Raw genomic sequence first — 23,659 nt, 5'->3', positions numbered from 1 at the left:
ATGACCAGGCTGATCGCGGGCACGGCGGGCGGACGACGGCTCGCCGTGCCGCCGTCGGGGACCCGGCCGACCTCCGACCGGGTCCGGGAGGCGCTGTTCTCCGCGCTCGACCACGATCCGGGTCTCGGCGGTGCCGCCGTGCTGGACGTGTGCGCCGGGTCGGGCGCGCTCGGGCTGGAGGCGCTGTCTCGGGGCGCGACCGACGCGGTGTTCATCGAGTCGGACAAGCGGGCCGCGGGGGTGCTGCGGCGCAACCTGGCCGCGGTCGGGCTCGGCGGGTCGGTCGTCACCGGGCGGGCCGGGACGGTGCTGGCCGGGCCCGCGCCGCGGGCGTTCGACGTCGTGCTCGTCGACCCGCCCTACGCGGTGCCCGACGACGAGCTCGCGGGCTGGCTGACCGCCGCCGCCACCCACGGCTGGCTCGCGCCCGGTGCGGCGGTCGTCGTCGAGCGGGCGAAGTCGTCGGGTGAGTTCGGCTGGCCCGCCGGGTTCACCGCGGGCCGGTCCCGCCGCTACGGCGACACCGTCCTGCACCACGGCTCGCTCGGGGGCTGAGCCCGGATCAGGCCGCCGGGCCCAGCAGCCGGCCGGGTGTCAGGTCCGGCACCGTCCGGTGCGCCCCGGCGGCGGTCAGCTCCGCGTCCCCGGCGCTCGTCCGGACCCCGACGATGGTGCCCATCCCGGCCGCGACCAGCGAGGACACCCCGGCGACGGAGTCCTCGAACGCGACGCAGCCGGCCGGGTCGGCGTCGAGACGGCGGCACGCGGTGAGGTAGCCCTCCGGGTCCGGCTTGCCGCGCACGACGTCCTCGGCGGTGACGACGAGCTCGACCAGCGGTGCCGCACCGAGCACGTCGCCCAGCACCCGGTCGGCCCAGCCGCGGCGGGCGCTCGTCACCACCGCGAGCCGGTGCCCGCGCCCGGCCAGCGCCCGGAGCAGCGCGGGAGCGCCGGGGACGACGTCGACGTCGTCGGCGAGGGCGGTGCCGTGCCCGGCCAGCCGCGCGACGAGCTCGTCGGTGTCGGTGGCGCGCCACGGCCCGTCGACCTCGCGCAGCGCGTCGGCCGCGCGGCGGCCCATGAACCGGTGCCGGTAGGTCTCGTCGTCGACCTCGGCGCCCCACTCGGCGAAGAACCGGGCCCAGGTCCGGCGGTGCACGTGCTCGCTGCGCACGAGGGTGCCGTCGAGGTCGAACACGACCGGGGCGCCGTCGGGAACGGTGCCCGTCACAGGCGGAACAGCTCGTCGCCGGCGCGGACCGTGTGCCCGGTGGGGGCACTCACCGAGCCGGCGGGGGAGTCCAGCACGACGACCGGGCAGGTCGGCGCGAGGCCGGCCGCCCGCACGGCGGCGAGGTCCACGGTCAGCACCGGCGCGCCCCGCTCGACCGCGTCGCCCTTCGCGACGTGCGTGGTGAACCCGGCCCCGCCGAGCGAGACCGTGTCGATGCCGACGTGGACCAGGATCCCGGGGCCACCGTCGGTGGTGATCACGAAGGCGTGCGGGTGCAGCGCCGCGACGGTGCCGGCGACCGGGGCCAGGACGACCGCCTCGGTGGCGTCCGCGGGCGGCTCGACGGCCGTCCCGCCGCCGAGCAGCTCGTCGCGGAAGACCGCGTCGGGCACCCCCGCGGGGCCGACCACCGCGCCGTCGACGGGCGCGACGACGGACGTCACAGCAGGTCCCGGACGTCGTCGCAGAGATTCTCCGCCTCCGGCCCGATCACGACCTGCACGACGGTCCCGGACCGGACCACACCGTGCGCCCCGGCGGCCTTCAACGCCGCGTCGTCGACCAGGCCGGGGTCGCCGACCTCGGTCCGGAGCCGGGTGATGCACGCCTCGATGTCGGTGATGTTCCCGGGCCCGCCCAGCCCCGCCACGATGTCGTCGGCCCTGCTCATGGGTTCCTCCACCCTCCGGTCACTACTGGTCATGACCAGTGTCTTGACAGCCCCGTGTCCGGCCCGCACCCTCACTGGTTATAACCAGACCGTACCGGTTGTCGCGGCGGCTCCACAACGCCCGCCGAGCCCGTCCGGTCGCCGATACTCGACGAGGAGTGCGAGTCCATGAGCACTGACACCTCCACGGCGGAGCCGGTACGACGACGGCCGGGGCTGGCCGGGCTGCAGCGGCTCGGCCGGAGCCTGATGCTCCCGATCGCCGTCCTGCCCGCGGCCGGCCTGCTGCTGCGCCTCGGGCAGGACGACCTGCTCGGCGGCGTCGAGGCGCTGAAGCAGCCCGCGGCCGTGCTCGCCGCGGCCGGCGGCGCGCTGTTCGACCACCTGCCGATGATCTTCGCGCTCGGCATCGCGATCGGCTGGGCGCGCCGCTCCGACGGGTCCACCGCGCTGGCCGCCCTCGTCGGCTACCTCGTGATGGACGGCGTGTTCACCGCGCTGTCCCCGGTGCTGCTGCCCGGGGTGCTCGACTCGAAGGGCGAGCAGGCCACGATCGACTTCGGGGTGCTGGGCGGCATCGTCGCGGGCCTGGTCGCGGCACTGCTGTGGCAGCGCTTCCACCGCACGACGCTGCCGACCTTCCTCGGCTTCTTCAACGGCCGCCGGCTGGTCCCGATCCTCACCGCCGTGTCGATGATGGTGATCGCGTCGGTCATGAGCCTGGTCTACCCGGTGTTCAACGCCGGGCTGACCGGGCTGGGCAACGCCGTCGGGGAGAACGCCGTCGTCGGCGGCGGGATCTTCGGCCTGGTCAACCGGCTGCTGCTGCCCGTCGGGCTGCACCACATCGTCAACTCGGTCGTCTGGTTCCTCATCGGGGACTTCGACGGCACCCGCGGCGACCTCAACCGCTTCTTCGCCGGTGACCCGACCGCCGGGGCGTTCATGACCGGCTTCTTCCCGATCATGATGTTCGCGCTGCCCGCCGCCGCACTGGCCATCTGGCACGAGGCCCGCCCGGAGCGGCGCAAGCTCGTCGGCGGGATCATGGTGTCGGTCGCGCTGACCTCCTTCGTCACCGGCATCACCGAGCCGCTCGAGTACGCCTTCGTCTACGTGGCGTGGCCGCTGTACCTGATCCACGCGGTGCTCACCGGCACCTCGCTGGCGCTGGTCAACGCGCTCGACATCCACAGCGGGTTCGCCTTCTCCGCCGGTGCCATCGACTACGTCCTCAACTTCGGCCAGGCCACCCGGCCGCTGTGGCTGATCCCGATCGGGCTCGCCTACGCCGCCGTCTACTACGTGCTGTTCCGCTTCGTGATCCGTCGCTGGAACCTGCGCACCCCCGGCCGGGAGGACGACGAGACCACCGGCACCGGGACCGCACCGGCCGCCGTCACGGCCGCGACCACCGAGAGCGCCGGGACCACCGGCGACACCGGCACCGCCGGGCGGGCCGACCGGTGACCACCCACGAGGAGCAGGAGAGCACCGTGCACACCCGCACCGCCGTCGTCGCGTCCCGGGTGGGGCTGCACGCCCGCCCGGCCGCGCTGTTCGCCCGCGCCGCCGCCGCCACCGGGCTGCCCGTCACCGTCGCGACCGACGGGAAGGACCCGGTCGACGCGCGCAGTGTCCTCGGGCTCATGACCCTCGGCGTCGTCTTCGGCGACGAGGTCGTGCTGCGGGCCGACGGCGACGGCGCCCCGGCTGCGCTGGACGGCCTCGTGACGCTGCTCGAGACGGACCACGACGCGTGACGGCAGACCGCGTGCTCCGCGGCACCGTCGTCACCGACGGCCGGCTGCTCCCGGACTCGGTCGTCGCGGTCGCGGGGGACCGGATCGTCGCGGTCCTCCCGGCCGCGGCGCACGACGGTCCGCTCCCGCCCGCGTCGTCGTCGCTGCTGCTGCCCGGGCTCGTCGACGTGCACGACCACGGCGGCGCCGGGCACGGCTTCCCGGACGCGACGGCGGCGGGGGCGGCGGCCGCCGTCGCCCACCACCGCGCCCACGGCACGACGACGATCCTCGCCTCGCTGGTCTCCGCTCCGCCGACCGTGCTGGCGGAGCGGATCGCGACGCTGCGCCCGCTCGTCGTCGCCGGGGACCTCGCCGGGATCCACCTGGAGGGCCCGTTCCTGGCCGCAGCGCGGTGCGGCGCGCACGACCCGCGCGCGATCCTCCCGGGCGATCCCGTGCTGCTCGACGAGCTGCTCACCAAGGCCGACGGGGCCGTCGCGTCGGTGACCTACGCGCCGGAGACCGCGCACGCGGCGGACCTGCTCGCGGTGCTCGCCACGCACGGGGCGCTGCCGAGCATCGGCCACACCGACGCCGACGCCCGCACCACCGCGACCGGGATCGCACGTGCGGGCGGCGCGCCGATGAGCGCCACCCACCTGTTCAACGCGATGCCCCCGATGCACCACCGGGCGCCCGGGCCGGTCGCGGCGTGCCTGGCCGCGGCCGGCCGGGGCGAGCTCGTCGTGGAGCTCGTCGCGGACAGGGTGCACCTGTCGCCCGACACCGTCGCCGCGGTGTTCGACCTGGTCGGGCCGGACCGGGTCGCGCTGGTCACCGACGCGATGGCCGCCGCCGGGATGCCCGACGGCCGCTACCACCTGGGGACGATGCAGGTCCGGGTCGACGACGGAGTCGCCCGGATCCCGGACGGGCCCATCGCGGGCGGCACCGCGTGCCTGGTCGACGTCGTGCGCGCCACGGTGCGCGACGCGGGGGTCCGGCTGCAGGACGCGGTGCTCGCCGCGACCCGCACCCCGGCCCGGCTCCTCGGGCTCGACGGCGAGGTCGGGTCGCTGGCCCCGGGCCACCGCGCCGACGTGCTCGTCACCGACGCGGACCTGCGGCCGCAGCAGGTGCTGCGCGCAGGCCTGCCCGTCACCGGCGGGGGTGCGTGATGGAGATCGTCGTCCTCGACGACCCGCGGGCCTGCGGGCGGGCGGTCGCCGACGCCGTCGCCGACCTCCTGGCCCGCGACACCGGCCGGCCGCCGACCCTCGGGCTCGCCACCGGCAGCTCCCCGCTGCCCGCCTACGCCGAGCTGGTCCGCCGCCACCGCGACGAGGGGCTGTCCTTCGCCGGGGCCCGCGCCTTCCTGCTCGACGAGTACCTGGGCCTGCCCGCGGGGCACCCGCAGTCCTACCGCGAGGTCATCCGCCGCGAGCTCACCGACCATCTCGACATCGACCCGGCCGCGGTGCACGCCCCGGACGGCACCCGCGCGGACCCGGCCGAGGCCGCGGCGGACTACGAACGGCTGCTCGCCGCGTGCGGCCCGGTGGACCTGCAGATCCTCGGCATCGGCGGCAACGGGCACATCGGGTTCAACGAGCCCGGCTCGGCGTTCGGCTCGCGCACCCGGGTCGCGACGCTGACCGAGCGGACCCGCGCCGACAACGCCCGCTTCTTCGACCGTCCCGCGGACGTGCCGCACCGGGTGCTCACCCAGGGGCCGGCCACGATCATGGAGGCCCGGCGGATCGTGCTCGTCGCGACCGGGGAGGGCAAGCGCGCGGCCGTGGCGGCGACGGTGTCCGGACCGGTCACGACCGACGTGCCCGCGACCGTGCTGCGCGACCACCCGCACTGCACGCTGGTGCTCGACCGGGCGGCCGCGGGGGAGCGGGCCGGGCCCGTCGCGGCCGGGCAGGTCGGCGGACCGGGACGGGGGCGGTAGTGGCTACGGTGGACGGCACCATGAACGGCGAGGTCCGGATCGGCGACGGGGTCGTGCCCAAGCACGAGCAGCTCCGCGTCCTGCTCGCGGAGACGATCGCGCGGGACTTCGCGCCCGGCGACGCCTTCCCCAGCGAGCGCAGGCTGTGCCTGGACCACGGCGTGAGCCGGGTGACGGTGCGGGCCGCCGTCGGCGAGCTGGAGCGCGACGGGCTGCTGACCCGGGTGCGCGGCAAGGGCACCTACGTCGCGGCCCGCACCGCGCGCTCCCGGCTGCACCTCGCGTCCTTCCACGACGACATGCGCCGGCTCGGGCTGACCCCGACCACGGTCGTCCTCGAGGTCGCGCTCACCACCGGACCGCCGGAGGCCGTCCGCGCGCTCGGCCAGGGGCCCGACGGCCGGTGCTGGCACCTGCGGCGGCTGCGCGTCGCCGACGGGGTGCCGATGTCGATCGACGACGCCTGGTACGACGCCGAACAGGTCCCCGACCTCGACGTCCACGACCTCAGCGGCTCGGTCTACGGGATCCTGCAGGAGCACTACCGGCTCCCCATCGACCGCGCCGAGCAGACCGTCGCCGCCCAGCAGGCCGACGAGGCCTCGGCGGTCCTGCTCGGGATCCCCGCCGGGCACCCGATCCTGGTGTTCGACCGGACCTCCAGCTCCGGCGACCGGCCGGTCGAGTACACCGTGTCGCGCTACCGCGGTGACCGCTACGAGCTGCACATGTCGCTGGACCGCAGCTGGGCCTGACCGGTGATCACCGGCTGATAGGTTCCGGCCATGCCCGAGGTCCGTCGCGCCGTCTGCCCCGGTTCCTACGACCCGCCGACGGTCGGTCACCTCGACGTCATCGCCCGCACCGCGGCGCTGTTCGACGAGGTGTTCGTCGCGATCCTGGTGAACCCCCGCAAGGAGGGGCTGTTCTCCGTCGACGAGCGCGTCGCGATGCTCGCCGAGATCACCGCGGACCTGCCGGGCGTGCGGGTCGAGTCGTTCCAGGGTCTCGTCGTCGACTACTGCCGCGAGCGCGGCGCCCAGGCGATGGTCAAGGGCCTGCGCGGGGCGACGGACTACGACTACGAGCTCCCGATGGCGCACATGAACCGGCACCTGACCGGGGTCGAGACGCTGTTCCTGCCCGGTGCGCCCGGTCAGGTCTACGTGTCGAGCTCGCTGGTCAAGGAGGTCGCCCGCGGCGGCGGCGACGTCACCGCGTTCCTCCCGCCGAGCGTGCACACCCGGCTGCTGGACCGGCTCGCCTGACACGCGGGAGCGGCGTCCAATAACGGGTCCGCGCCCGTGACGGTGAGAGGATCCGTCGTGTGTACCGGGTCTTCGAGTCGCTGGACGCGCTGGTGACGATCGTCGAGGAGGCGCGCAGCGTCCCGATGACGTCGAACTGCGTGGTCCCGCGCGGCGACGTGCTGGAGCTCCTCGACGACGTCCGAGAGGCGATCCCGGGCGAGATGGACGACGCCCAGGACGTGCTCGACCGGCGCGACGACGTCGTGTCCGAGGCCGAGCGCGAGGCGGAGGAGACCCGGACCGCGGCGAACTCCGAGGCCGAGGAGACGCTGCAGAACGCGCGCACCGAGGCCGAACGGCTCGTCGCCGAGGCGCAGGAGGAGGCCGGGCGCACCCTGGCCGAGGCCCGCCACGAGGCGGAGCGCGTGGTCGCCGAGGGCCGCCGCCAGTACGCCGAGGTCACCGACCGGGCCCGGGACGAGGCCGAGCGGATGAGCCACGCCGGCCGGGCCGCGCACGACCGGCTCATCGCCGACGGGCAGAACGAGCAGACCCGGCTGGTGTCCCAGACCGAGGTCGTCCGCTCCGCGCACGCCGAGGCCGGCCGGATCGTCGACGGCGCACACGCCGAGGCCGACCGGCTGCGCCGGGAGTGCGACGACTACGTCGACACCACCCTGGGCGAGCTGGAGACCACCCTGAACAACGCGCTCGGCGTCGTCGGGCGCGGGCGCAGCCAGATCTGGCGCGGCCAGTACGGCCCGAACTACGGCGGCGGACGGCCCCCGGAGCCGGGCCGCACCGGCACCGGGATGGACCTGATCGACTGACGGCCGCGGCGGCTCGGGCGGTCCCGGCCGGGCATCGACGCGGCGCTCACCCCGGGTCCACCGAGCCGCGGAGCCGGAGCGCGGCCCCGGCGGCACCCGCGACCGACATCACCACGACCACACCGCACAGGACCGAGGCGACCGGCGCCAGGCCCCACACGTCGACCGCGGCCCCCGCGAGCAGGCTCGCCACGGCGGCCGCGAGGTAGCAGTACAGGTAGACCGCGGCGAGGGTGCCGGCGCGCGTGCCCTCCGGGCTCCGGTCGAGCAGGACCCGGATCGCGCCGGCGAACGCGACACCGAACCCGGCCCCGGCCGCGACCGCGGCGGCGAGGTAGGCGGCGAAGCTCCCGAGGGCGATCGCGACGACGAACCCGGCGGTGCCGGCCGCCAGCACGACGGCCCCGCCGGTCAGCGCGCGTGCGGCGGGCAGCCGGGCGGCCGCGAGCCCCGCCGCCGGTCCCGCGAGGTGGTAGACGGCGACGGCCAGGGCGCCGCTGAACAGGTCGTCGCGGCCCAGGACGGAGGCCGCGAGCGACGGGGCCAGCGCCTGGGTGAACCCGCCGAGGACGTAGGTCGCCGCGACGACGACACACACCATCGGGAACAGCCGGCGCGCGGCGCGGGGCACCCGGACCTCCGGCCGCAGCGACCGCAGCGCCCCGGGCCGCCGGACCGCGGTCTCCGGCAGCAGGGCGAGCGCCGCGGCGGCCACGACGAGCAGTCCCGCTGCGACGACGAAGGACCGGACGGGTGCGCCGTCCGGCGCGAGCTGCACCGCGGCTCCGGAGGCGAGCGCGCCGAGCGCGATGCCGCCCGGCGGCGCGCCGCTCGTGATCGCCCCGGCCAGCCCGGGACGCGCCGGAGGCGCCAGGTCGACGACGTAGCCGCCGAGCGCGGCCAGCGCGAGCCCCACCGACACCCCCTGGACCGCCCGTCCGATGATCAACGGTGCGGACGAGTCGACGGTGGCGAGGACCAGGCACGCCACCGCGCCGACGATCAGCGCGGGCACCGCCACCCGGCGCCGTCCCACGTGGTCGGACAGGCTGCCGCAGCACAGCAGGGCCACCAGCAGCGGCACGACGTAGACGGCGAACGCCCCGGTGAGCGCGACCGTCGAGATGCCGTAGGACCGCTGGTAGACGACGTAGAGCGGTGCCGGCACCCCGGCCGCGGCGCAGACCACCACGAAGGACACCGATGCCGTGGCGAAGGCCAGCGGGAGCGATCGGGGCCGGAGCACCGGTCTCAGGTCGCCGGGACGACGGACGGCGGAGCAGCGAGGATCACCGTCCGAGACTAGGCGTTCCGGATCGGCGTCCGGGACCGGAGGGCCCGCGGCGCACCGTCCGGCGCCGGGGCCGACCGGGCCGCCGTGCCCTCAGCCCTGCTGCGCCGCCCACTCCTCGACCCGGCGCCCGCTCTCCTCCGGCGACAGGTCCTCCACCCGGGTCATCACCGCCCACCGCACCCCGTACGGGTCGACGACCGAGCCGAACCGGTCCCCGGACACGAACGTCGAGACCGGCTCGCGCACCGTCGACCCGGCCTCGACCAGCGTCGCGACGGCCGCGTCCACGTCGGGTACGTAGACCGCGAGCGACAGCGACACCGGGTGGTCACCCGCCGGGGCGGCGACGAGGCCGTAGTCGGGCATCGCGTCGGAGACGGTGAACCGGCCGGCCGCCAGCTCCAGCTCGGCGTGCCCGACCATCCCGCCCATCTCGGTGACCGAGAGCACCCGGGCCCCGAAGGCGGCGCAGTAGAGTTCGATCGCCGCGCGGGCGGGCGATGCCACCAGGTGCGGGGTGAGTGAGGTGACCCCGTGCGGACGGCCGTCGGTGGTGTGGGCGCCGGTGACACTGCTCGTGAGCTCCATACGACGAGTCTCCCCGCCCCGCGACGGCGCGGATTGAACATTGCCGACAGGGGGTTGGTCGATGACCGTCGAGTCGCGCGGACACCTGAACCCGGGTGCCCCCGAGGTCGCGCTCGACCGGGCGCCCATCGGGCTCGACGACCTCGTCCGGTGGGTGTGGACCGCCCGCTGGGACGTCCCGCCGGGGCGCACGGTGCGCCAGCGGGTGCTGCAGTACCCGGCGTTCAACCTCGTCACCGACCCGGTCACCGCGACGCTGCACGGGCCGCGCACCGGCGTCGACGTCCGGGAGCTGGCCGGGCGGTCGTGGGTCGTCGGCGTCCTGCTGCGGCCCGGCGCGACCCCGCTGTTCACGACCACCGCACCCGCCGCGCTGCGCGGGACCGCCGAGGAGGTCCGCGGCGCGCCGGTGGCGGAGCTCGCCGCGGCCGTGGCGGGCGGCGACCCGGCCGCGACGGTGCGGGACTGGCTCGCCCCGCTGGCGGACCGGGTCACCGACGCCGGACGCCTGGTCAACCGGGCCTGCGCGTTGGCCGAGTCCCGCGCCGACGTCCTGCGCGCCGACCAGCTCGCCGAGCTCGTCGGCGTCGCACCGCGGACCCTGGAACGCCTGGTCCGCGGCCACGTCGGACTGACCCCGTTGTGGCTGATCGAGTGCCGTCGCCTGCAGCACGCCGCCGCGGTGCTCCGGACCGACCCGGGCACCGCACTGGCCGGGCTGGCCGCCGATCTCGGCTACGCCGACCAGGCCCACTTCACCCGTCGCTACCGGGCGGTGCTCGGTGAGACGCCCGGCGCGACCCGGCAGGCGGCCCGCGCGGCCGGGTGATCACGGGTACTGCTGCGACACAGGTGCTTCACCACGCGCAGTTGCTGTGGTCGGATACGCCGGACGCAGGAATCCAGGTCACCCGCCGTACTACTCTCCCGCGCATGGCACGCCGGCCCGAACCCGACCCGACGACCTGGTGGGCACGCTACGGGCACCGGCTGGAAGGACCCCCTGTGACGAACCCGGCGCAGCCCCCGGCCGAGGTCCCGGCTCCCGACGCCCCGCGGCCCGAGCTCCCACGCTCCGAGGCCCCGCGCGGGAACCCCGGGGCGGCCGCGGCGGACCTGCGTGAGGACGCCATGCTGCGCGCGCGGCCCGACCGGCCGCGCACCGGATGGCGGCGCGCCCTCTACGACGTCACCGGCGGCCGTGTGAACCCCGGCCCGAGCGACGCCGAGGAGCTCCGCTCCGGGCTGCTGAACCGGGTCCGCGCGCCGCTGGCCGGGGCGCACCGGGTGGCGGTCATGTCGGTGAAGGGCGGCGTCGGAAAGACCACGGTCGCGGCCTGCCTCGGACAGGCACTGGCCGAGCACCGCGGGGACCGGGCCGTCGTCCTCGACGCCAATCCCGACGCCGGCACGCTCGCCGACCGCCTCACCGGCGACTCCCGGATCACCGTCCGCGAGCTGCTGAACGATCTGGACTCGGTCGGCACCTGGACCGACGTGTCCCGCTACACGAGCCTCGCCGGGCGCCTGCAGGTCCTGGCCTCGGAGCAGGACCCCGCCTCGGGTGAGGCGTTCTCCCGCGACGAGTACGAGCGCGTGGTCGACCTCCTGGGCCGCTTCTTCAACATCATCATCACCGACTCCGGGACCGGGATGGTGCACTCCACGATGCAGGGCACCCTCGCGCGCGCCGACTCGGTCGTCGTGGTCGGGGCCCCGACCGTCGACGGCGCGGGCCGGGCCAGCAAGACGCTGGACTGGCTGGTCGCGCACGGCCACGGCGACCTCGTCCGCGACGCGGTGGTCGTGCTGTCCTGCGACCGGCGCAGCGCAGAGGTCGACGCCGCCCGGATCCGCGAGCACTTCGCCCAGCGGGTGCGCGGCGTCGTCGAGGTCCCGCACGACCCGCACCTGGCCACCGGCGGCCGGGTCGACCCGGCCCGGCTCCGCCCGGCGACCGCGGACGCGTTCCTGGAGCTGGGCGCCCTGGTCGCCGACGCGTTCGACGTGCGACGACGCGACTGAACGCGCCGCGTACGCTGGTCCGCGAGATGAACACCGCGCGCAGCCAGAACCGTCCCGACGACAACCCCTGGGTCCTCTCCACCCGTGAGCTGGCCCGCCGCCCCGGTAACCAGCGCACCGTGGCCCGTACGGTCCCCGCGCCGTCGGGCGACGCCGAGATCGGCCTGACCGGGGTGATCACCGTCCCCGGCGGGTCCGACGTCGAGCTCGACGTGTCCCTGGAGTCGGTGACCGAGGGCGTCTACGTCTCCGGCACGGCCGATGCCCGGCTGGCGGGGGAGTGCTCGCGCTGCCTGGAGCCGATCGGTGAGGACGTGCAGGTCCGGATCGGCGAGCTGTTCGCCTACCCGGACTCGGTCACCGAGGAGACCACCGACGCCGACGAGATCCCGCGCCTGGTCGACGAGCGCATCGACCTCACCCAGACCGTGCGCGACGCGATCGTCACCGAGCTCCCGATGGCGCCCCTGTGCCGCGAGGACTGCCCCGGTCTGTGCGTCGAGTGCGGCGAGAGGTGGGCCGATCTCCCGTCGGATCACGGGCATGAGACACTGGATCCTCGTTGGGCGGCGCTCCGTGAGCGCCTGCCCTCCACCGACTGAGCGGCGGCTCCACGTGAGCCCGCTCCCCGGTGGGCAGACCTGATCGTTCGAAGTACCGAGGAGTGTCATCATGGCCGTTCCCAAGCGCCGGATGTCGCGGTCGAACACGCGTGCGCGCCGGTCGCAGTGGAAGGCCACTGCGCCGACCCTGGTCGCCTGCTCGAACCGCGCCTGCCGTGAGCCGAAGCTGCAGCACATCGCCTGCCCGACCTGTGGGCAGTACGACGGCCGTCAGGTCACCAGCCCGGCCTGATCGCAGCAGTGGGCGACAAGAGCGTGACCGGTCCGGTGACGGACCGGTCACCTCTGCTGTCCGCACTCGGTGTGGACCTGGACGAGGCGCTGCTCACGCTGGCGCTCACCCACCGGTCCTACGCCTACGAGCACGGCGGTCTGCCGACCAACGAGCGCCTGGAGTTCCTGGGCGACTCGGTGCTGTCGATCGTGATCACCGAGCGGCTCTACCGGGACCACCCGGACCTGCCCGAGGGGCAGCTGGCGAAGCTGCGCGCGAGCGTGGTCAACATGCACGCGCTCGCCACCGTCGCGGTGGCGCTGCCGACGCCGGACGACGGGCCGCACGGCCTCGGCGCGTACCTGTACCTGGGGCGCGGTGAGGAGCTGACCGGTGGCCGGTCGAAGGCCAGCATCCTGGCCGACGCCACCGAGGCGCTGCTCGGCGCGGTGTACCTCGCGCACGGCCTCGAGCCGTCCCGCGAGCTGATCCACCGGCTGTTCGCGGACCTGCTGCACAGTGCCCCGCTGCTCGGCGCGGGCCTGGACTGGAAGACCAGCCTGCAGGAGCTCACCGCCGCCGGCGGGCACGGCGTGCCCGAGTACCGGATCGACGAGGAGGGCCCGGACCACCTGAAGGTGTTCACCGCGACGGCCGTCGTCGGGGGTCGTGACCTCGGCAGCGGTGCGGGGCGCACCAAGAAGGAGGCCGAGCAGAAGGCGGCCGAGATCGCCTGGCACGCGCTGTCCGACGAGAGTGCCGGCTCCGGGCGGTAGCCGTCGATGCCGGAACTGCCCGAGGTCGAGGTCGTCCGCCGCGGCCTCGCCGACCACGTGCTGGACCGGCGGATCGCCCGCGTCGAGGTGCTGCATCCGCGCGCGGTGCGCCGGCATCCGACCGGCGCGGACGACTTCACCGGCCGGCTGACCGGGCGCACGCTGTCCGCGGCCGCGCGGCGCGGCAAGTACCTCTGGCTGGAGCTGGACACCGCGGGCCCCGGTGACGACGCACTGCTCGCGCACCTGGGGATGTCCGGGCAGATGCTCGTGGAGCCCCCGGACGCGCCCGACGAGAAGCACCTGCGGGTCCGCGTCCGGTTCGACGACGACGGCCCCGAGCTCCGCTTCGTCGACCAGCGCACCTTCGGCGGGCTGTCGGTGCACCCGCTCGCCGCGGCCGCGGGCGGCGGCCTGGTGCCCGAGCCGGTCGCGCACATCGCGCGCGACCCGATGGACCCGGCGTTCTCGGCCGACGACGCCGTCGCGGCGCTGCGTCGCCGTCGCACCGAGGTCAAGCGGGCGCTGCTCGACCAGACCGTCGTCTCCGGGATCGGCAACATCTACGCCGACGAGGCGCTCTGGCGGGCCCGGCTGCACGGCACCCGGCCCACCGGGAAGCTCACCCGGGCCCAGGGTCACGCCGTCCTCGACGCCGCGACGACCGTCATGCACGAGGCGCTCGCCCAGGGCGGGACCTCCTTCGACGCGCTGTACGTCAACGTCAACGGCGCCTCGGGCTACTTCGACCGCTCCCTGAACGTCTACGGCCGGGCGGACCGGGCGTGCCGTCGCTGCGGCACCCCGATCCGCCGGGACGCGTTCATGAACCGCTCGTCGTTCACCTGCCCGCGGTGCCAGCCGGCGCCGCGGCCGCGTCGCTGAGCGGCGCGGGGGTCAGGAGCAGTCGCGGCGCAGCAGGTCCTCCGGGGTGTCGCGGCGCAGCAGCGGCAGCGACGCCCCCGCGGCGACGGCGACCACCGGCGGGCGCGGGACCTGGTTGTAGGTCGAGGCCATCGACGCGTGGTACGCGCCGGACACCGGCACCGCCAGCAGGTCCCCGGGCGCGACGTCGGCGGGCAGCCGGACGCCGTCGGCGATCACGTCGGAGGACTCGCAGTGCCGCCCCGCCACGCGGACCGTCTCCAGCGGCGCCCGGGTGGCGCGCCCGACGAGCCGGACCGGGTAGCGGGCGCCGTAGAGGGCGGGGCGCGGGTCGTCGCTCATGCCGCCGTCGACCAGCACGGTGGTGCGGCCGTCGCCGCAGCGCTGCACGGCGCCGACCCGGTAGAGCGTCACCCCGGCCCGGGCGACGACCGCGCGTCCCGGCTCGACCAGCAGCCGCGGCTCGTCGACCCCGTGCGCCGCGCAGGTCCGGGCCAGGGTGCCCCGCACGGCCCGGCCGAAGGTCGCCGGGTCCAGGCAGGGCTCGCCCTCGGCGTAGCCGACCGCGTGGCCGCCGCCCAGGTCCAGCTCGGCGACGGTGATCCCGTACCGCGCGCGCAGCGCCGCGATCACGCCCACCATCCGGACCGCGGCGCGCTCGTAGCGCGACACCGACGGCACCTGCGAGCCGAGGTGGCAGTGCAGCCCGGCCAGCTCCAGCTCGGGGCGGGCCAGCACGCGTCCGGCGACCTCGCACGCCTCGGCGGGCGGCATCCCGAACCACGACGACGCGGTGCCGGTCGTGAGCCCCGGGTGGGTGCCGGCGTCGACGTCCGGGCTGATCCGGAGCAGCACCTTCTGCCGGTGCGGCGCGAGCGCGGCGATCCGGTCGACCTCCGCCGCCGAGTCCAGCACGATCCGCCCGACGCCCGCGGCGAACGCCGCCTTGAGGTCCTCGTCGGTCTTGACGGTGCCGTGCAGCACGATCCGGTCGCCGGGCAGCCCCGCGGCCGCGGCCACCGCGACCTCACCGCCGGAGCAGGCGTCGACCGAACAGCCCTCGTCGGCGACCAGGCGGGCCATCCCGCGGCAGAGGAACGCCTTGCCGGCGTAGACGATCTCGGCGTCGGGCAGCGCGGCCCGGTAGGCGCGGCAGCGGGCGCGGACGTCGGCGGTGTCGAGCACCTGCACCGGGGTGCCGAAGCGGGCGGCGAGCCCGGCGAGGTCGACCCCGCCGATCTGCAGGGCGCCGTCGGAGGTGGCGCGGGTCGTGACCGGCCACAGGCCCGGCTCGAGGCGGGCGGCCAGCGTCGGGCGGAGGGAGGGGAGCAGGTCGGCGAGGGTCACCGGGATGACTCCTTGGTGGCGGGCGCCCGGTGCGGGCGCCGTGCCCCTCCGTTGTCACCCCGCGGGCGCCTTTGTGCCCGCTCCCGCTACGCCGTCCTGACGGGGCCGGTGCCACCACTGGCGGCACCTTGACACGCACGGGGTGCAGTGGTGCGCGCACTACTGCGCACTGCGTAGTACTCTCCGGTGCGCAAGGAGGTGCGATGGACACCAGTCAGCTGCTCAAGGGAGTGCTCGACCTCGCGGTGCTCGCCGTGCTCGACCGCGGGGACGGGTACGGCTACGAGGTCGTCCGTGCGCTGCGCGCGGCCGGGCTCAGCGAGGTGGGGGACGCGTCGGTCTACGGCACGCTCCGCCGGCTCTACGGTGCGGGCCTGCTGACCTCCTACGTCGTCCCCAGCGAGGAGGGACCGCACCGCAAGTACTACGCGATCAACGAGCCGGGCCGGGCCCGGCTGCAGGAGACGACCGACCGGTGGCGCGCGTTCGCCACCACGATGGAAGGCCTGGTGGGCACGTGAGCACCGACGGCACCGGCGGCCCCGACGGCGCCGCCACGACCCGGATCGGCGACCCGGTCGGCACCGAGTACCTGCTCGGGTTGCGGGAGGCGCTGTCCGACCTGCCCCCGGCGGAGGTCGAGGAGATCGTCGAGGACGCGCGGGGCCACCTCGCCGACCTCTCCGACGAGCTGGGCCCCGGCTTCGACCGGGCCGCGGTCCGCGAGCGCCTCGGCACGCCGGAGGCCTACGCGGCGGAGCTGCGCGCGGCCGCGGGCTATCCGGCCCCGCAGGCGCCCGCCGGACGTCCCCGCACGGGCGGGGCGTGGTTCGCGGTGGCCGCGCTCCTCTGCGCCACCGGTCTGATGGTCCTCGCGGGTCCCGCCGTGTGGCAGGTCGGGCCGTCGGCGTCGTTCCCGATGTTCCTCGCGGCCCTGGCCGCCGGGGCCGGGGTGCTCGCCGTGTGGTCCGACGGGCCGGGGCAGCCGTCGGTCGCGGCGCTGCCGTCGGTGGTGGCGCTGCGGGAGCGGATCGCCCGGACCCGGGGCGACGGCGGGGTCGGCGGGTTCGTCCTGACCCTCCAGCCCGGCTGGTGGGTGCTGCGCGGGCTGGTCGCGGCCGGGCTCGTCGGATGGGTGTTCGGCGGGGGCGGGTCCGCCGGGCTGCTGATCACCGTCGTCCTGGCCGTCGCCGCGGTGCCGCTGTCGGTGCTGCTCGGCCGCCGCAGCGCGGCCGACCGCCGGCTGCTGTGGGCCGTGGTGCCGCTGAACGCACTGGCCGCGGGCCTGCTGGTGGCCGGGGTACCGGCCCAGGGACAGGACCGCACCACCGACGTGTCGTCGTACTCGCCGCCGCCGGGGCTGACCCTCGACGGGAACACGGTGTCCGACGTGCGGCCCTTCGACGCGAACGGCAGGCCGCTGACCGGGGTCTACCTGTTCGACGAGAACGGCCGCCCGCTCGCCGTCGACGACGGTCACTGCTCCACCGACGGCTCCGCGGTCACCTCGACCGCCCCGGCACCCGGGCCGTACCCGCAGGGTGTGCGCACGACCGACCCGTCGTCGGGGGAGTGCGTGACCGTGCCCCCGCCGCCGCTGGTCGTGACGATCCCGCAGACCACGGCGGCCCGTCCGGGTACGCAGGCGCCGCCGACCGCGCCGCAGGCGACCCCGGCACCGGCCACGCCCGGAGCCGGCGGCTGAGCCGGGGCCGGGCGTCCACGGGGGGGGGTGGCCGCCCGGCCCTCAGAGCCAGTCGTTGTGCTTGAACGCCAGGTACAGCCCCAGTCCGAGCAGCAGCATCAGCCCGATGGCCATCGGGTAGCCCAGCGCCCAGTGCAGCTCCGGCATCTCGTCGAAGTTCATGCCGTAGATACCGGCGATCAGGGTCGGCGCGAACAGGATCGCCGCCCACGACGACACCCGCTTCATCTGCTCGTTCTGCGCGAAGCCCGCCTCGGTGAGCCGGGTCATCTCCTCGTTCTGCCGCTGCGCGACCAGGGTCGAGTTGACCGTCAGGATGTTGCCGAGCAGGTCGCGGAACCCCTCGACGCGCTCCCGCACCCGGGTGGCGTGGTCGATCACGTCGCGCATCGCCCGGCGCAGCTCCAGGTCCGGGGCGTCGCCGGACTTGGCGAACCGGGCCCGCAGCTCGACGAAGATCTCCTGCAGCGGCTCGACGGCCCGCTGGAACGCGATGACCTGCCGGGTCAGCTGGTAGATGCGCCGCGACACGTTCGGGTCGCCGCGGAAGACCTGCACCTCGATTTCGTCGATGTCGTCCTGCAGGCCGTCGAGGACGGGGAAGTAGTCGTCGACGACCCGGTCCAGCACCGCGTAGAGCACCGCCATCGGGCCGTGCGAGAGCAGGTCCGGGTCGCTCTCCAGCCGGTCGCGGACCTCACCGAGCTGCGGCTCGGCGGCGTGCCGGACGGTGATGACGAAGTCCGGGCCGAGGAACAGGTGCACCTCGCCGATCTCGACGACCTCGTCGGAGTCGACGTAGCGGGCCGGGCGCAGCACCACGAACTCGGTGCTGCCGTAGCGCTCCAGCTTGGGGCGCTGGTGGGCGTTGACGGTGTCCTCGATCGCCAGCGCGTGCAGCCCGAACTCCGCCGCGACCTGGTGGATCTCGTCGACGCCCGGCCGCAGCATGCCGATCCAGCAGAACGCGGGTGCCTCGCCGCCGTGGTCGGCTCGGCAGCCCTGCAGCGCCTCGACCGCGCTGTCGACGGAGTCGGGCGCCGCCGCCCGCTTGCCGTCGACGTAGACCGCGTTGTCGATCACCGACATGCACAGACCTCCCCGCCCGGCCGGCCGGGCGGGTGCCCGGGCCGTCACCGAGCAGGGTAACCAGCGCTGTGCCGCGCAACCGCCGGGACGAGGAGGTGGGCCACCAGCGCGGTCGCCAGCAGCCCGGCCAGGAGCTCCAGGTCCCGCTCGCCGGTGTGCAGCTCGGCGAGGCGGTGCAGCCCGAAGCCGTCGGCGAACCCCCAGCAGACCGCCGCGGCGGCCAGCGCACCGGCCGCCGTCGTCGCGACGGCGAGCGCCGCCGTCCCCACCACCGCGACGGCGACCGCGACCGCGGCGACGAGGCCGGGCCCGGCACCGGCGGCCCCCGCGGCACCGGCGGCGAGCCCCGCGGCGACGCCGGTGGCGATCGCGGCGACGAACCCGGCGCCCCCGGGCAGGGGCGGCGGGACCGGACGGGCGGGGCGGCGCTGCAGCATGCGCGGGAGCGTGCGCCCCCGGCGGCGGCCCGGCCCGGCCCCTGACGCGGTGTTGGCGTCGTCACGCGCGTGTGTTGACGGGTTCCTGAGACCGACCGCCCGTCCGGGGGACGTGATGGCCACCACCGGGCGTCAAGAACGCGTCAACGCGCGGCCCGGTGGGCGTCAATCCGCCGTCATCGCCGCGGGCACGACCCCCGGTGCGGCGCACGATCCCCGCAGCCCGCCGGACATGCCGGCGGGTGGGCACGACCGAGGAGAGTCCCGTGGCCGACCTGGCCTACACCGCGTTGCTGGTGGCGTCCTTCGCCGTCCTCGCGCTCGCCCTGCGCGGGATGGAGAAGCTGTGATCGCGAACATCGCCGGGGGTGTGCTCGCCCTGGCCCTGCTGGTCTACCTGGTGATCGCGCTGCTCCGCCCGGAGCGGTTCTGATGGCGGGGCTCGCGCAGGCGGCGGCGCTGGTGGCGCTGCTCGCCGTGACCTGGAAGCCGCTGGGCGACTGGATGGCGCGGGTCTACACCGACACCCGGCACTGGCGGATCGAGCGGTTCGTCTACCGGATCTGCCGGATCGACGCCGCGTCCCCGCAGCGCTGGACGACCTACGCCGCGGGTGTGCTGGGCTTCTCGTTCGTCTCGATCGCGCTGCTCTACCTGATGCAGCGGCTGCAGGCCTTCCTCCCGCTCGGGTTCGGCCGCGGCACCGACGGCGCCACCTCGGTGTCGCCCGCGATGGCGTTCAACACGGCGGTGTCGTTCGTGACCAACACGAACTGGCAGTCCTACGTGCCCGAGCAGGTGCTCGGCCACACCGTGCAGATGGCCGGCCTGACCGTGCAGAACGTCGTGTCCGCCGCCGTCGGCATGGCGGTCGCGGTCGCGCTGGTCCGCGGCTTCGTCTCCCACGGTGCGACCGGCGACGACGAGGGGGGCCGGATCGGGAACTTCTGGGTCGACCTGACCCGCGGCGTCGTCCGGATCCTGCTGCCGATCGCCGCCGTCGCCGCGATCGTGCTCGTCGCCACCGGCGTGGTGCAGTCGCTGCGGTCCGGTGTCGACGTGACGACCGTCGACGGCAGCGTCCACACCCTGCCGCTCGCCCCGGCCGCCTCGCAGGAGGCGGTCAAGGAGCTCGGCACCAACGGCGGCGGCATCCTCAACGCCAACTCCGCGCACCCGTTCGAGAACCCGAACCCGCTGTCGAACCTGCTCGAGATCTTCCTGCTGCTCGTCGTCCCGGTCGCGCTGACGCGCACGTTCGGTGTGCTGGTCGGGCGGGTCCGCCAGGGCGTCGTGCTGCTGTCGGTCATGGGCGGGCTGTGGGCGCTGTTCCTCGCCGCGACCTGGCTCGCCGAGCTGCACCCCAACGGCCCGGCGGCGCTCGCCGCGGGCGGGGCGATGGAGGGCAAGGAGGTGCGCTTCGGCATCCCCGGCTCCGCCCTGTTCGTCGTGTCCACCACGGGCACGTCCACCGGCGCGGTCAACGCCACCCATGACAGCCTGACCGGTGCGGGCGGCGGCGTCGCGCTGCTGAACATGCTGCTCGGCGAGGTCGCCCCCGGCGGCGTCGGCTCCGGGCTCTACGGCCTCCTGGTGCTCGCGGTCGTCGCGGTGTTCCTGGCCGGGCTGATGGTCGGGCGCACCCCGGAGTACCTGGGCAAGAAGCTCGGCCTGCGCGAGATCACCTACGCCGCCGTGTCGATCCTGGTCATGCCCGCGTTCGTCCTGATCGGCGCGGGCCTGGCCATCGCGCTGCCGGGCACCGCCGACGCGCTGGGCAACGACGGCGCACACGGCTTCTCCGAGGTCCTCTACGCCTGGGCCTCGGCGGCCAACAACAACGGCTCCGCGTTCGGCGGGCTCACCGTGACGAACGACTTCTTCCAGGCCGGGCTGGGGCTGGCCATGCTGTTCGGCCGGTTCGTGCCGATGCTGGCGGTGCTGGCGCTCGCCGGCTCGCTGGCCCGCCAGCGCCGCGTCCCGGCCGGCGCCGGGACGCTCCCGACCGACGGCCCGCTGTTCGCCGGCCTGGTCGGCGGCACCGTCCTGCTCGTGTCCGCGCTGACCTTCTTCCCGGCGCTCGCGCTCGGCCCGATCGCCGAGGCCCTCTCGTGAGCCGGCGCCCCACCCCTCCCCCCGCCCCCACCCCGACCCCGTCGTCCGCCTCCGGCGGTGCCCCCAGGGGAACCTTCGTGGCTTACAGCGCTACGAAAGTGACCCTCGGAGCGGACGGCGGTGGGGGGACCCCTCGACCGGAGGAGACCGTGTCCGTGTCCACCGAGCGGCCCACCGGGCCGCAGACGTCCGGCCCGGCGCCCGCGCCCGTCGCCGGCGGGGCCTTCGCCCCACGCCAGCTGCTGGCGGCGCTGCCCGAGGCCCTGCGCAAGCTCGACCCGCGGGTGCAGGCCCGCAACCCGGTCATGTTCGTCGTCTGGGTCGGGTCCGTGCTGGTCACGGTGCTCGCCGTCGCGGACCCGAGCGTGTTCGCGGTGCTCGTCGCGGTGTGGCTGTGGTTCACCGTGCTGTTCGCCAACCTCGCCGAGGCCGTCGCCGAGGGGCGCGGCAAGGCCCAGGCCGCCTCGCTGCGCGCCACCCAGCGCGACACCGTCGCCCGCAGGCTGGTCACCGACTCGCCCGCCGACCGCGACGCCGCCGAGGAGCAGGTCCCCGGCGCCCAGCTGCGCCTCGGCGACCTCGTCGTCGTCGAGGCGGGGGAGACGATCCCCGGCGACGGCGACGTCGTCCACGGCATCGCCTCGGTCGACGAGTCCGCCATCACCGGCGAGTCCGCGCCGGTCATCCGGGAGGCGGGCGGCGACCGCTGCGCCGTCACCGGCGGCACCACCGTGCTCTCGGACCGGATCGTCGTGCGGATCACGACGAAGCCGGGGGAGTCCTTCGTCGACCGGATGATCGCGCTCGTCGAGGGCGCCGCCCGGCAGAAGACGCCGAACGAGATCGCCCTGACCATCCTGCTGTCGGCGCTGACGATCATCTTCCTGCTCGCCGTGGTCGCGATCGCCCCGATGAGCGCCTACGCCGGCACCCAGGTGCCGCTGCTGGTGCTCACCGCGCTGCTGGTCTGCCTCATCCCGACGACCATCGGGGCGCTGCTGTCGGCGATCGGGATCGCCGGGATGGACCGGCTCGTGCAGCGCAACGTGCTCGCCACGTCCGGGCGTGCCGTCGAGGCCGCCGGCGACGTCGACACCCTGCTGCTCGACAAGACCGGCACCATCACCTTCGGCAACCGGCGCGCCACCGCGCTGCACCCCGTCGGCGGCACCGGGGTCGAGGAGCTGGCCCGCGCCGCGCGGCTGTCCAGCCTCGCCGACCAGACCCCCGAGGGCCGCAGCATCGTCGAGCTCTGCGCGGCCGAGCACGGCCTCCCGCCGGAGGCCGACGCGACCGAGGCCGTCGCCGAGTTCGTGCCCTTCACCGCCCAGACCCGGATGTCCGGTATCGACCTCCCCGGTGGCGTCGTCCGCAAGGGTGCCGCGGCCGCGGTCCTCGACTGGGCCCACGCGGGCGACCGCGCCGAGGTGGACCGGCTGGTGGAGACCGTCTCCGACGCCGGCGGCACCCCGCTGGTCGTGGCCAGGGCCTCCGGGCCGGCAGGCACCGACGGGCGGGTGCTCGGCGTCATCGAGCTGTCCGACGTCGTCAAGCCCGGCATGGCGGAGCGGTTCGCCGAGCTGCGTGCGATGGGCATCCGCACCGTGATGGTCACCGGCGACAACCCGCGCACCGCGGCCGCGATCGCCGCCCAGGCCGGCGTCGACGACCACATCGCCGAGGCGACCCCCGAGGACAAGCTCGCCTACATCCGCCGCGAGCAGGAGGGGGGCCGGCTGGTCGCGATGACCGGCGACGGCACCAACGACGCGCCCGCGCTCGCCCAGGCCGACGTCGGCGTCGCCATGAACACCGGCACCTCCGCCGCCAAGGAGGCCGGGAACATGGTGGACCTGGACTCCGACCCGACCAAGCTCATCGAGATCGTCGAGATCGGCAAGCAGCTGCTGATCACGCGCGGCGCGCTGACGACGTTCTCCGTCGCCAACGACCTCGCGAAGTACTTCGCGATCCTGCCCGCGATGTTCGTCGCGCTGTACCCGTCGCTGGGGCTGCTCAACGTGATGGGCCTGGCCACGCCGGAGTCCGCGATCCTCTCCGCGGTCGTCTTCAACGCGCTGGTGATCGTCGCGCTGATCCCGCTCGCCCTGCGCGGGGTGCGGTACCGGCCGTCGTCGGCGGCGTCGCTGCTGCGGCGCAACCTGCTGATCTACGGCCTCGGCGGGGTCGTCACCCCGTTCGTCGGGATCTTCCTCATCGACCTGCTCGTCCGCTTCGTCCCGGGGATCTGATGCTCACCACCCTGCGCCGCCAGACCGCGACCGGCCTGCGCGTGCTCCTCGTCATGACCGTCCTGTGCGGCATCGTGTACCCGCTCGCGATCTGGGGCGTCTCCCGGATCCCCGGGCTCTCCGCGCAGGCCGAGGGCTCGGTGCTGCCCGGCGGCACCGGCTCGTCGCTGATCGGGATCGACCCGGTCGCCGCCGACCCGGCCGCCGACCCGTACTTCCACACCCGGCCCTCGGCGACCGCGGAGGCCGACGCCGGGCTCGGCCCGGCCGACACGACGACCTCCGGCGGGTCCAACAAGGGCGGCTTCGACACCGGGCTGCTGGAGGCGGTGCAGCAGCGCCGCGCGGTGATCGCCGCCCGGGAGGGCGTCGACCCCGCCGCCGTCCCCACCGACGCCGTCACCGCGTCCGGCTCCGGGCTCGACCCCGACATCAGCCCGGCCTACGCCGCGCTCCAGGCACCGCGCGTCGCCCGGGTCACCGGGCTGTCGCTCGACCGGGTGGAGCAGCTGGTGGCCGACGCGACCAGCGGACGCACCCTCGGCTTCCTCGGCGAGCCCCGGGTGGACGTCACCGAACTCAACCTGTCCGTGCGGGACGCGCGGTAGTGGGGCGGGACCACA

28 protein-coding genes are annotated in these 23,659 nt (G+C 75.3%); 20 read left to right on the top strand and 8 right to left on the bottom strand.

From position 1 onward, the window contains the following. A complete protein-coding gene (rsmD, locus tag KPF22_RS22710) occupies positions 1–555 on the top strand; it encodes a 16S rRNA (guanine(966)-N(2))-methyltransferase RsmD (RefSeq protein WP_208821105.1) in 555 nt (184 codons plus the stop codon). A gap of 7 nt (positions 556–562) precedes the next feature. Here the strand turns inward: rsmD and KPF22_RS22705 are convergent, their stop codons facing one another. Genes KPF22_RS22705 through KPF22_RS22695 form a run of 3 tightly spaced genes read right to left on the bottom strand, consistent with a single transcriptional unit; the run spans position 563 to position 1,904 of the window. Further along, positions 563–1,231: an HAD family phosphatase gene (locus KPF22_RS22705; RefSeq protein WP_208821107.1), complete on the bottom strand. Its 669-nt coding sequence runs from the start codon at positions 1,229–1,231 to the stop codon at positions 563–565. Continuing rightward, complete coding sequence (locus KPF22_RS22700) at positions 1,228–1,677, bottom strand: PTS glucose transporter subunit IIA (protein ID WP_224403223.1); 450 nt, start codon at positions 1,675–1,677, stop codon at positions 1,228–1,230. Before KPF22_RS22700 ends, KPF22_RS22705 begins: the two co-directional genes overlap by 4 nt. Next, on the bottom strand, positions 1,674–1,904 hold the full coding sequence (locus KPF22_RS22695) for a glucose PTS transporter subunit EIIB (RefSeq protein ID WP_020626212.1): 231 nt from the start codon (positions 1,902–1,904) through the stop codon (positions 1,674–1,676). The genes KPF22_RS22700 and KPF22_RS22695 overlap by 4 nt, the downstream gene beginning before the upstream one ends. 168 nt (positions 1,905–2,072) lie before the next feature. Here KPF22_RS22695 and KPF22_RS22690 point away from each other — a divergent pair, with 168 nt between their 5' ends. The 7 genes from KPF22_RS22690 to KPF22_RS22660 are packed head-to-tail and all read left to right on the top strand — an operon-like array spanning position 2,073 to position 7,686. Further along, a complete protein-coding gene (locus KPF22_RS22690; protein ID WP_224403222.1) occupies positions 2,073–3,374 on the top strand; it encodes a PTS transporter subunit EIIC in 1,302 nt (433 codons plus the stop codon). 26 nt (positions 3,375–3,400) lie between these two features. Next, positions 3,401–3,667: an HPr family phosphocarrier protein gene (locus tag KPF22_RS22685; protein ID WP_062404348.1), complete on the top strand. Its 267-nt coding sequence runs from the start codon at positions 3,401–3,403 to the stop codon at positions 3,665–3,667. Next, positions 3,664–4,827: an N-acetylglucosamine-6-phosphate deacetylase gene (locus KPF22_RS22680; protein WP_224403220.1), complete on the top strand. Its 1,164-nt coding sequence runs from the start codon at positions 3,664–3,666 to the stop codon at positions 4,825–4,827. Before KPF22_RS22685 ends, KPF22_RS22680 begins: the two co-directional genes overlap by 4 nt. Next, positions 4,827–5,606 carry a glucosamine-6-phosphate deaminase gene (locus KPF22_RS22675; protein ID WP_224403219.1) on the top strand — a complete coding sequence of 260 codons (780 nt, stop codon included), beginning with the start codon at positions 4,827–4,829 and terminating at the stop codon, positions 5,604–5,606. The genes KPF22_RS22680 and KPF22_RS22675 overlap by 1 nt, the downstream gene beginning before the upstream one ends. 20 nt (positions 5,607–5,626) lie before the next feature. Further along, positions 5,627–6,361: a GntR family transcriptional regulator gene (locus KPF22_RS22670; RefSeq protein WP_208821119.1), complete on the top strand. Its 735-nt coding sequence runs from the start codon at positions 5,627–5,629 to the stop codon at positions 6,359–6,361. A 30-nt stretch (positions 6,362–6,391) separates the two neighbouring features. Next, on the top strand, positions 6,392–6,874 hold the full coding sequence (coaD, locus tag KPF22_RS22665; protein WP_224403218.1) for a pantetheine-phosphate adenylyltransferase: 483 nt from the start codon (positions 6,392–6,394) through the stop codon (positions 6,872–6,874). Between the two features lie 59 nt (positions 6,875–6,933). Continuing rightward, positions 6,934–7,686 carry a DivIVA domain-containing protein gene (locus KPF22_RS22660; RefSeq protein WP_062400965.1) on the top strand — a complete coding sequence of 251 codons (753 nt, stop codon included), beginning with the start codon at positions 6,934–6,936 and terminating at the stop codon, positions 7,684–7,686. A gap of 46 nt (positions 7,687–7,732) precedes the next feature. On the opposite strand, the gene KPF22_RS22655 is transcribed toward KPF22_RS22660, so the two are convergent. Both KPF22_RS22655 and KPF22_RS22650 read right to left on the bottom strand, forming a co-directional pair. Then, positions 7,733–8,932, bottom strand: a complete 1,200-nt coding sequence (locus tag KPF22_RS22655) for an MFS transporter (RefSeq protein WP_224403217.1) — start codon at positions 8,930–8,932, stop codon at positions 7,733–7,735. Between the two features lie 138 nt (positions 8,933–9,070). After that, a complete protein-coding gene (locus KPF22_RS22650; RefSeq protein ID WP_062400968.1) occupies positions 9,071–9,568 on the bottom strand; it encodes a glyoxalase/bleomycin resistance/extradiol dioxygenase family protein in 498 nt (165 codons plus the stop codon). A gap of 61 nt (positions 9,569–9,629) precedes the next feature. Here KPF22_RS22650 and KPF22_RS22645 point away from each other — a divergent pair, with 61 nt between their 5' ends. The 6 genes from KPF22_RS22645 (at position 9,630) to mutM (ending at position 14,091) form a co-directional block, all read left to right on the top strand. Next, positions 9,630–10,397, top strand: a complete 768-nt coding sequence (locus tag KPF22_RS22645; protein WP_208821124.1) for a helix-turn-helix domain-containing protein — start codon at positions 9,630–9,632, stop codon at positions 10,395–10,397. Between the two features lie 176 nt (positions 10,398–10,573). Then, complete coding sequence (locus KPF22_RS22640) at positions 10,574–11,593, top strand: MinD/ParA family protein (RefSeq protein WP_224403216.1); 1,020 nt, start codon at positions 10,574–10,576, stop codon at positions 11,591–11,593. 26 nt (positions 11,594–11,619) lie between these two features. Then, positions 11,620–12,195 carry a DUF177 domain-containing protein gene (locus KPF22_RS22635; protein ID WP_062400972.1) on the top strand — a complete coding sequence of 192 codons (576 nt, stop codon included), beginning with the start codon at positions 11,620–11,622 and terminating at the stop codon, positions 12,193–12,195. 70 nt (positions 12,196–12,265) lie between these two features. Beyond that, the gene (gene rpmF / locus KPF22_RS22630; RefSeq protein ID WP_020626225.1) at positions 12,266–12,448 is read left to right on the top strand and encodes a 50S ribosomal protein L32; all 183 of its coding nucleotides are present in this window, start codon (positions 12,266–12,268) and stop codon (positions 12,446–12,448) included. Positions 12,449–12,456: 8 nt separating this feature from the next. Further along, complete coding sequence (gene rnc / locus KPF22_RS22625; protein WP_208821126.1) at positions 12,457–13,206, top strand: ribonuclease III; 750 nt, start codon at positions 12,457–12,459, stop codon at positions 13,204–13,206. Positions 13,207–13,212: 6 nt separating this feature from the next. Beyond that, positions 13,213–14,091, top strand: coding sequence for a bifunctional DNA-formamidopyrimidine glycosylase/DNA-(apurinic or apyrimidinic site) lyase (gene mutM / locus KPF22_RS22620; RefSeq protein ID WP_208821127.1), 879 nt, complete (start codon positions 13,213–13,215; stop codon positions 14,089–14,091). Between the two features lie 12 nt (positions 14,092–14,103). Here the strand turns inward: mutM and lysA are convergent, their stop codons facing one another. After that, positions 14,104–15,438, bottom strand: a complete 1,335-nt coding sequence (lysA, locus tag KPF22_RS22615) for a diaminopimelate decarboxylase (protein WP_208821128.1) — start codon at positions 15,436–15,438, stop codon at positions 14,104–14,106. Between the two features lie 203 nt (positions 15,439–15,641). Between lysA and KPF22_RS22610 the strand changes: the two genes are divergently transcribed. Both KPF22_RS22610 and KPF22_RS22605 read left to right on the top strand, forming a co-directional pair. After that, positions 15,642–15,959: a PadR family transcriptional regulator gene (locus KPF22_RS22610; RefSeq protein WP_208821129.1), complete on the top strand. Its 318-nt coding sequence runs from the start codon at positions 15,642–15,644 to the stop codon at positions 15,957–15,959. Beyond that, positions 15,956–17,143 carry a hypothetical protein gene (locus tag KPF22_RS22605; RefSeq protein WP_208821130.1) on the top strand — a complete coding sequence of 396 codons (1,188 nt, stop codon included), beginning with the start codon at positions 15,956–15,958 and terminating at the stop codon, positions 17,141–17,143. The genes KPF22_RS22610 and KPF22_RS22605 overlap by 4 nt, the downstream gene beginning before the upstream one ends. A gap of 42 nt (positions 17,144–17,185) precedes the next feature. On the opposite strand, the gene KPF22_RS22600 is transcribed toward KPF22_RS22605, so the two are convergent. Then, the gene (locus KPF22_RS22600; protein WP_062400981.1) at positions 17,186–18,232 is read right to left on the bottom strand and encodes a magnesium and cobalt transport protein CorA; all 1,047 of its coding nucleotides are present in this window, start codon (positions 18,230–18,232) and stop codon (positions 17,186–17,188) included. 44 nt (positions 18,233–18,276) lie between these two features. Beyond that, the gene (locus tag KPF22_RS22595) at positions 18,277–18,669 is read right to left on the bottom strand and encodes a hypothetical protein (RefSeq protein ID WP_224403215.1); all 393 of its coding nucleotides are present in this window, start codon (positions 18,667–18,669) and stop codon (positions 18,277–18,279) included. 346 nt (positions 18,670–19,015) lie between these two features. Between KPF22_RS22595 and kdpF the strand changes: the two genes are divergently transcribed. From kdpF to KPF22_RS22575, 4 genes are all read left to right on the top strand, one after another. Continuing rightward, the gene (kdpF, locus tag KPF22_RS22590) at positions 19,016–19,102 is read left to right on the top strand and encodes a K(+)-transporting ATPase subunit F (protein ID WP_062400985.1); all 87 of its coding nucleotides are present in this window, start codon (positions 19,016–19,018) and stop codon (positions 19,100–19,102) included. Next, a complete protein-coding gene (gene kdpA / locus KPF22_RS22585) occupies positions 19,102–20,784 on the top strand; it encodes a potassium-transporting ATPase subunit KdpA (protein ID WP_224403214.1) in 1,683 nt (560 codons plus the stop codon). The genes kdpF and kdpA overlap by 1 nt, the downstream gene beginning before the upstream one ends. A 149-nt stretch (positions 20,785–20,933) precedes the next feature. Next, complete coding sequence (gene kdpB, locus KPF22_RS22580) at positions 20,934–23,036, top strand: potassium-transporting ATPase subunit KdpB (protein ID WP_374107521.1); 2,103 nt, start codon at positions 20,934–20,936, stop codon at positions 23,034–23,036. After that, entirely contained in the window at positions 23,036–23,644 is a 609-nt protein-coding gene (locus KPF22_RS22575; RefSeq protein ID WP_208821135.1) for a potassium-transporting ATPase subunit C, read from the top strand. Before kdpB ends, KPF22_RS22575 begins: the two co-directional genes overlap by 1 nt. Positions 23,645–23,659: the final 15 nt, after the last annotated feature.

This window comes from Pseudonocardia sp. ICBG1034 (genome assembly GCF_020131375.1).
Classification (GTDB): domain Bacteria; phylum Actinomycetota; class Actinomycetes; order Mycobacteriales; family Pseudonocardiaceae; genus Pseudonocardia; species Pseudonocardia alni.
The sequence above is the reverse complement of the archived record's forward strand: the minus strand, read 5'-3'. Positions and strand labels throughout refer to the sequence as shown.

Bases quoted from the DNA above. Each gene is read 5' to 3' on its own strand.
- rpmF (WP_020626225.1), top strand. From the start codon at position 12,266: ATGGCCGTTCCCAAGCGCCGGATGTCGCGGTCGAACACGCGTGCGCGC.
- KPF22_RS22595 (WP_224403215.1), bottom strand. From the start codon at position 18,669: ATGCTGCAGCGCCGCCCCGCCCGTCCGGTCCCGCCGCCCCTGCCCGGG.
- KPF22_RS22610 (WP_208821129.1), top strand. From the start codon at position 15,642: ATGGACACCAGTCAGCTGCTCAAGGGAGTGCTCGACCTCGCGGTGCTC.
- coaD (WP_224403218.1), top strand. From the start codon at position 6,392: ATGCCCGAGGTCCGTCGCGCCGTCTGCCCCGGTTCCTACGACCCGCCG.
- KPF22_RS22670 (WP_208821119.1), top strand. From the start codon at position 5,627: ATGAACGGCGAGGTCCGGATCGGCGACGGGGTCGTGCCCAAGCACGAG.
- KPF22_RS22600 (WP_062400981.1), bottom strand. From the start codon at position 18,232: ATGTCGGTGATCGACAACGCGGTCTACGTCGACGGCAAGCGGGCGGCG.
- KPF22_RS22650 (WP_062400968.1), bottom strand. From the start codon at position 9,568: ATGGAGCTCACGAGCAGTGTCACCGGCGCCCACACCACCGACGGCCGT.
- mutM (WP_208821127.1), top strand. From the start codon at position 13,213: ATGCCGGAACTGCCCGAGGTCGAGGTCGTCCGCCGCGGCCTCGCCGAC.
- KPF22_RS22635 (WP_062400972.1), top strand. From the start codon at position 11,620: ATGAACACCGCGCGCAGCCAGAACCGTCCCGACGACAACCCCTGGGTC.
- rsmD (WP_208821105.1), top strand. From the start codon at position 1: ATGACCAGGCTGATCGCGGGCACGGCGGGCGGACGACGGCTCGCCGTG.
- KPF22_RS22695 (WP_020626212.1), bottom strand. From the start codon at position 1,904: ATGAGCAGGGCCGACGACATCGTGGCGGGGCTGGGCGGGCCCGGGAAC.
- kdpA (WP_224403214.1), top strand. From the start codon at position 19,102: ATGGCGGGGCTCGCGCAGGCGGCGGCGCTGGTGGCGCTGCTCGCCGTG.
- KPF22_RS22645 (WP_208821124.1), top strand. From the start codon at position 9,630: ATGACCGTCGAGTCGCGCGGACACCTGAACCCGGGTGCCCCCGAGGTC.
- KPF22_RS22575 (WP_208821135.1), top strand. From the start codon at position 23,036: ATGCTCACCACCCTGCGCCGCCAGACCGCGACCGGCCTGCGCGTGCTC.
- KPF22_RS22675 (WP_224403219.1), top strand. From the start codon at position 4,827: ATGGAGATCGTCGTCCTCGACGACCCGCGGGCCTGCGGGCGGGCGGTC.
- KPF22_RS22690 (WP_224403222.1), top strand. From the start codon at position 2,073: ATGAGCACTGACACCTCCACGGCGGAGCCGGTACGACGACGGCCGGGG.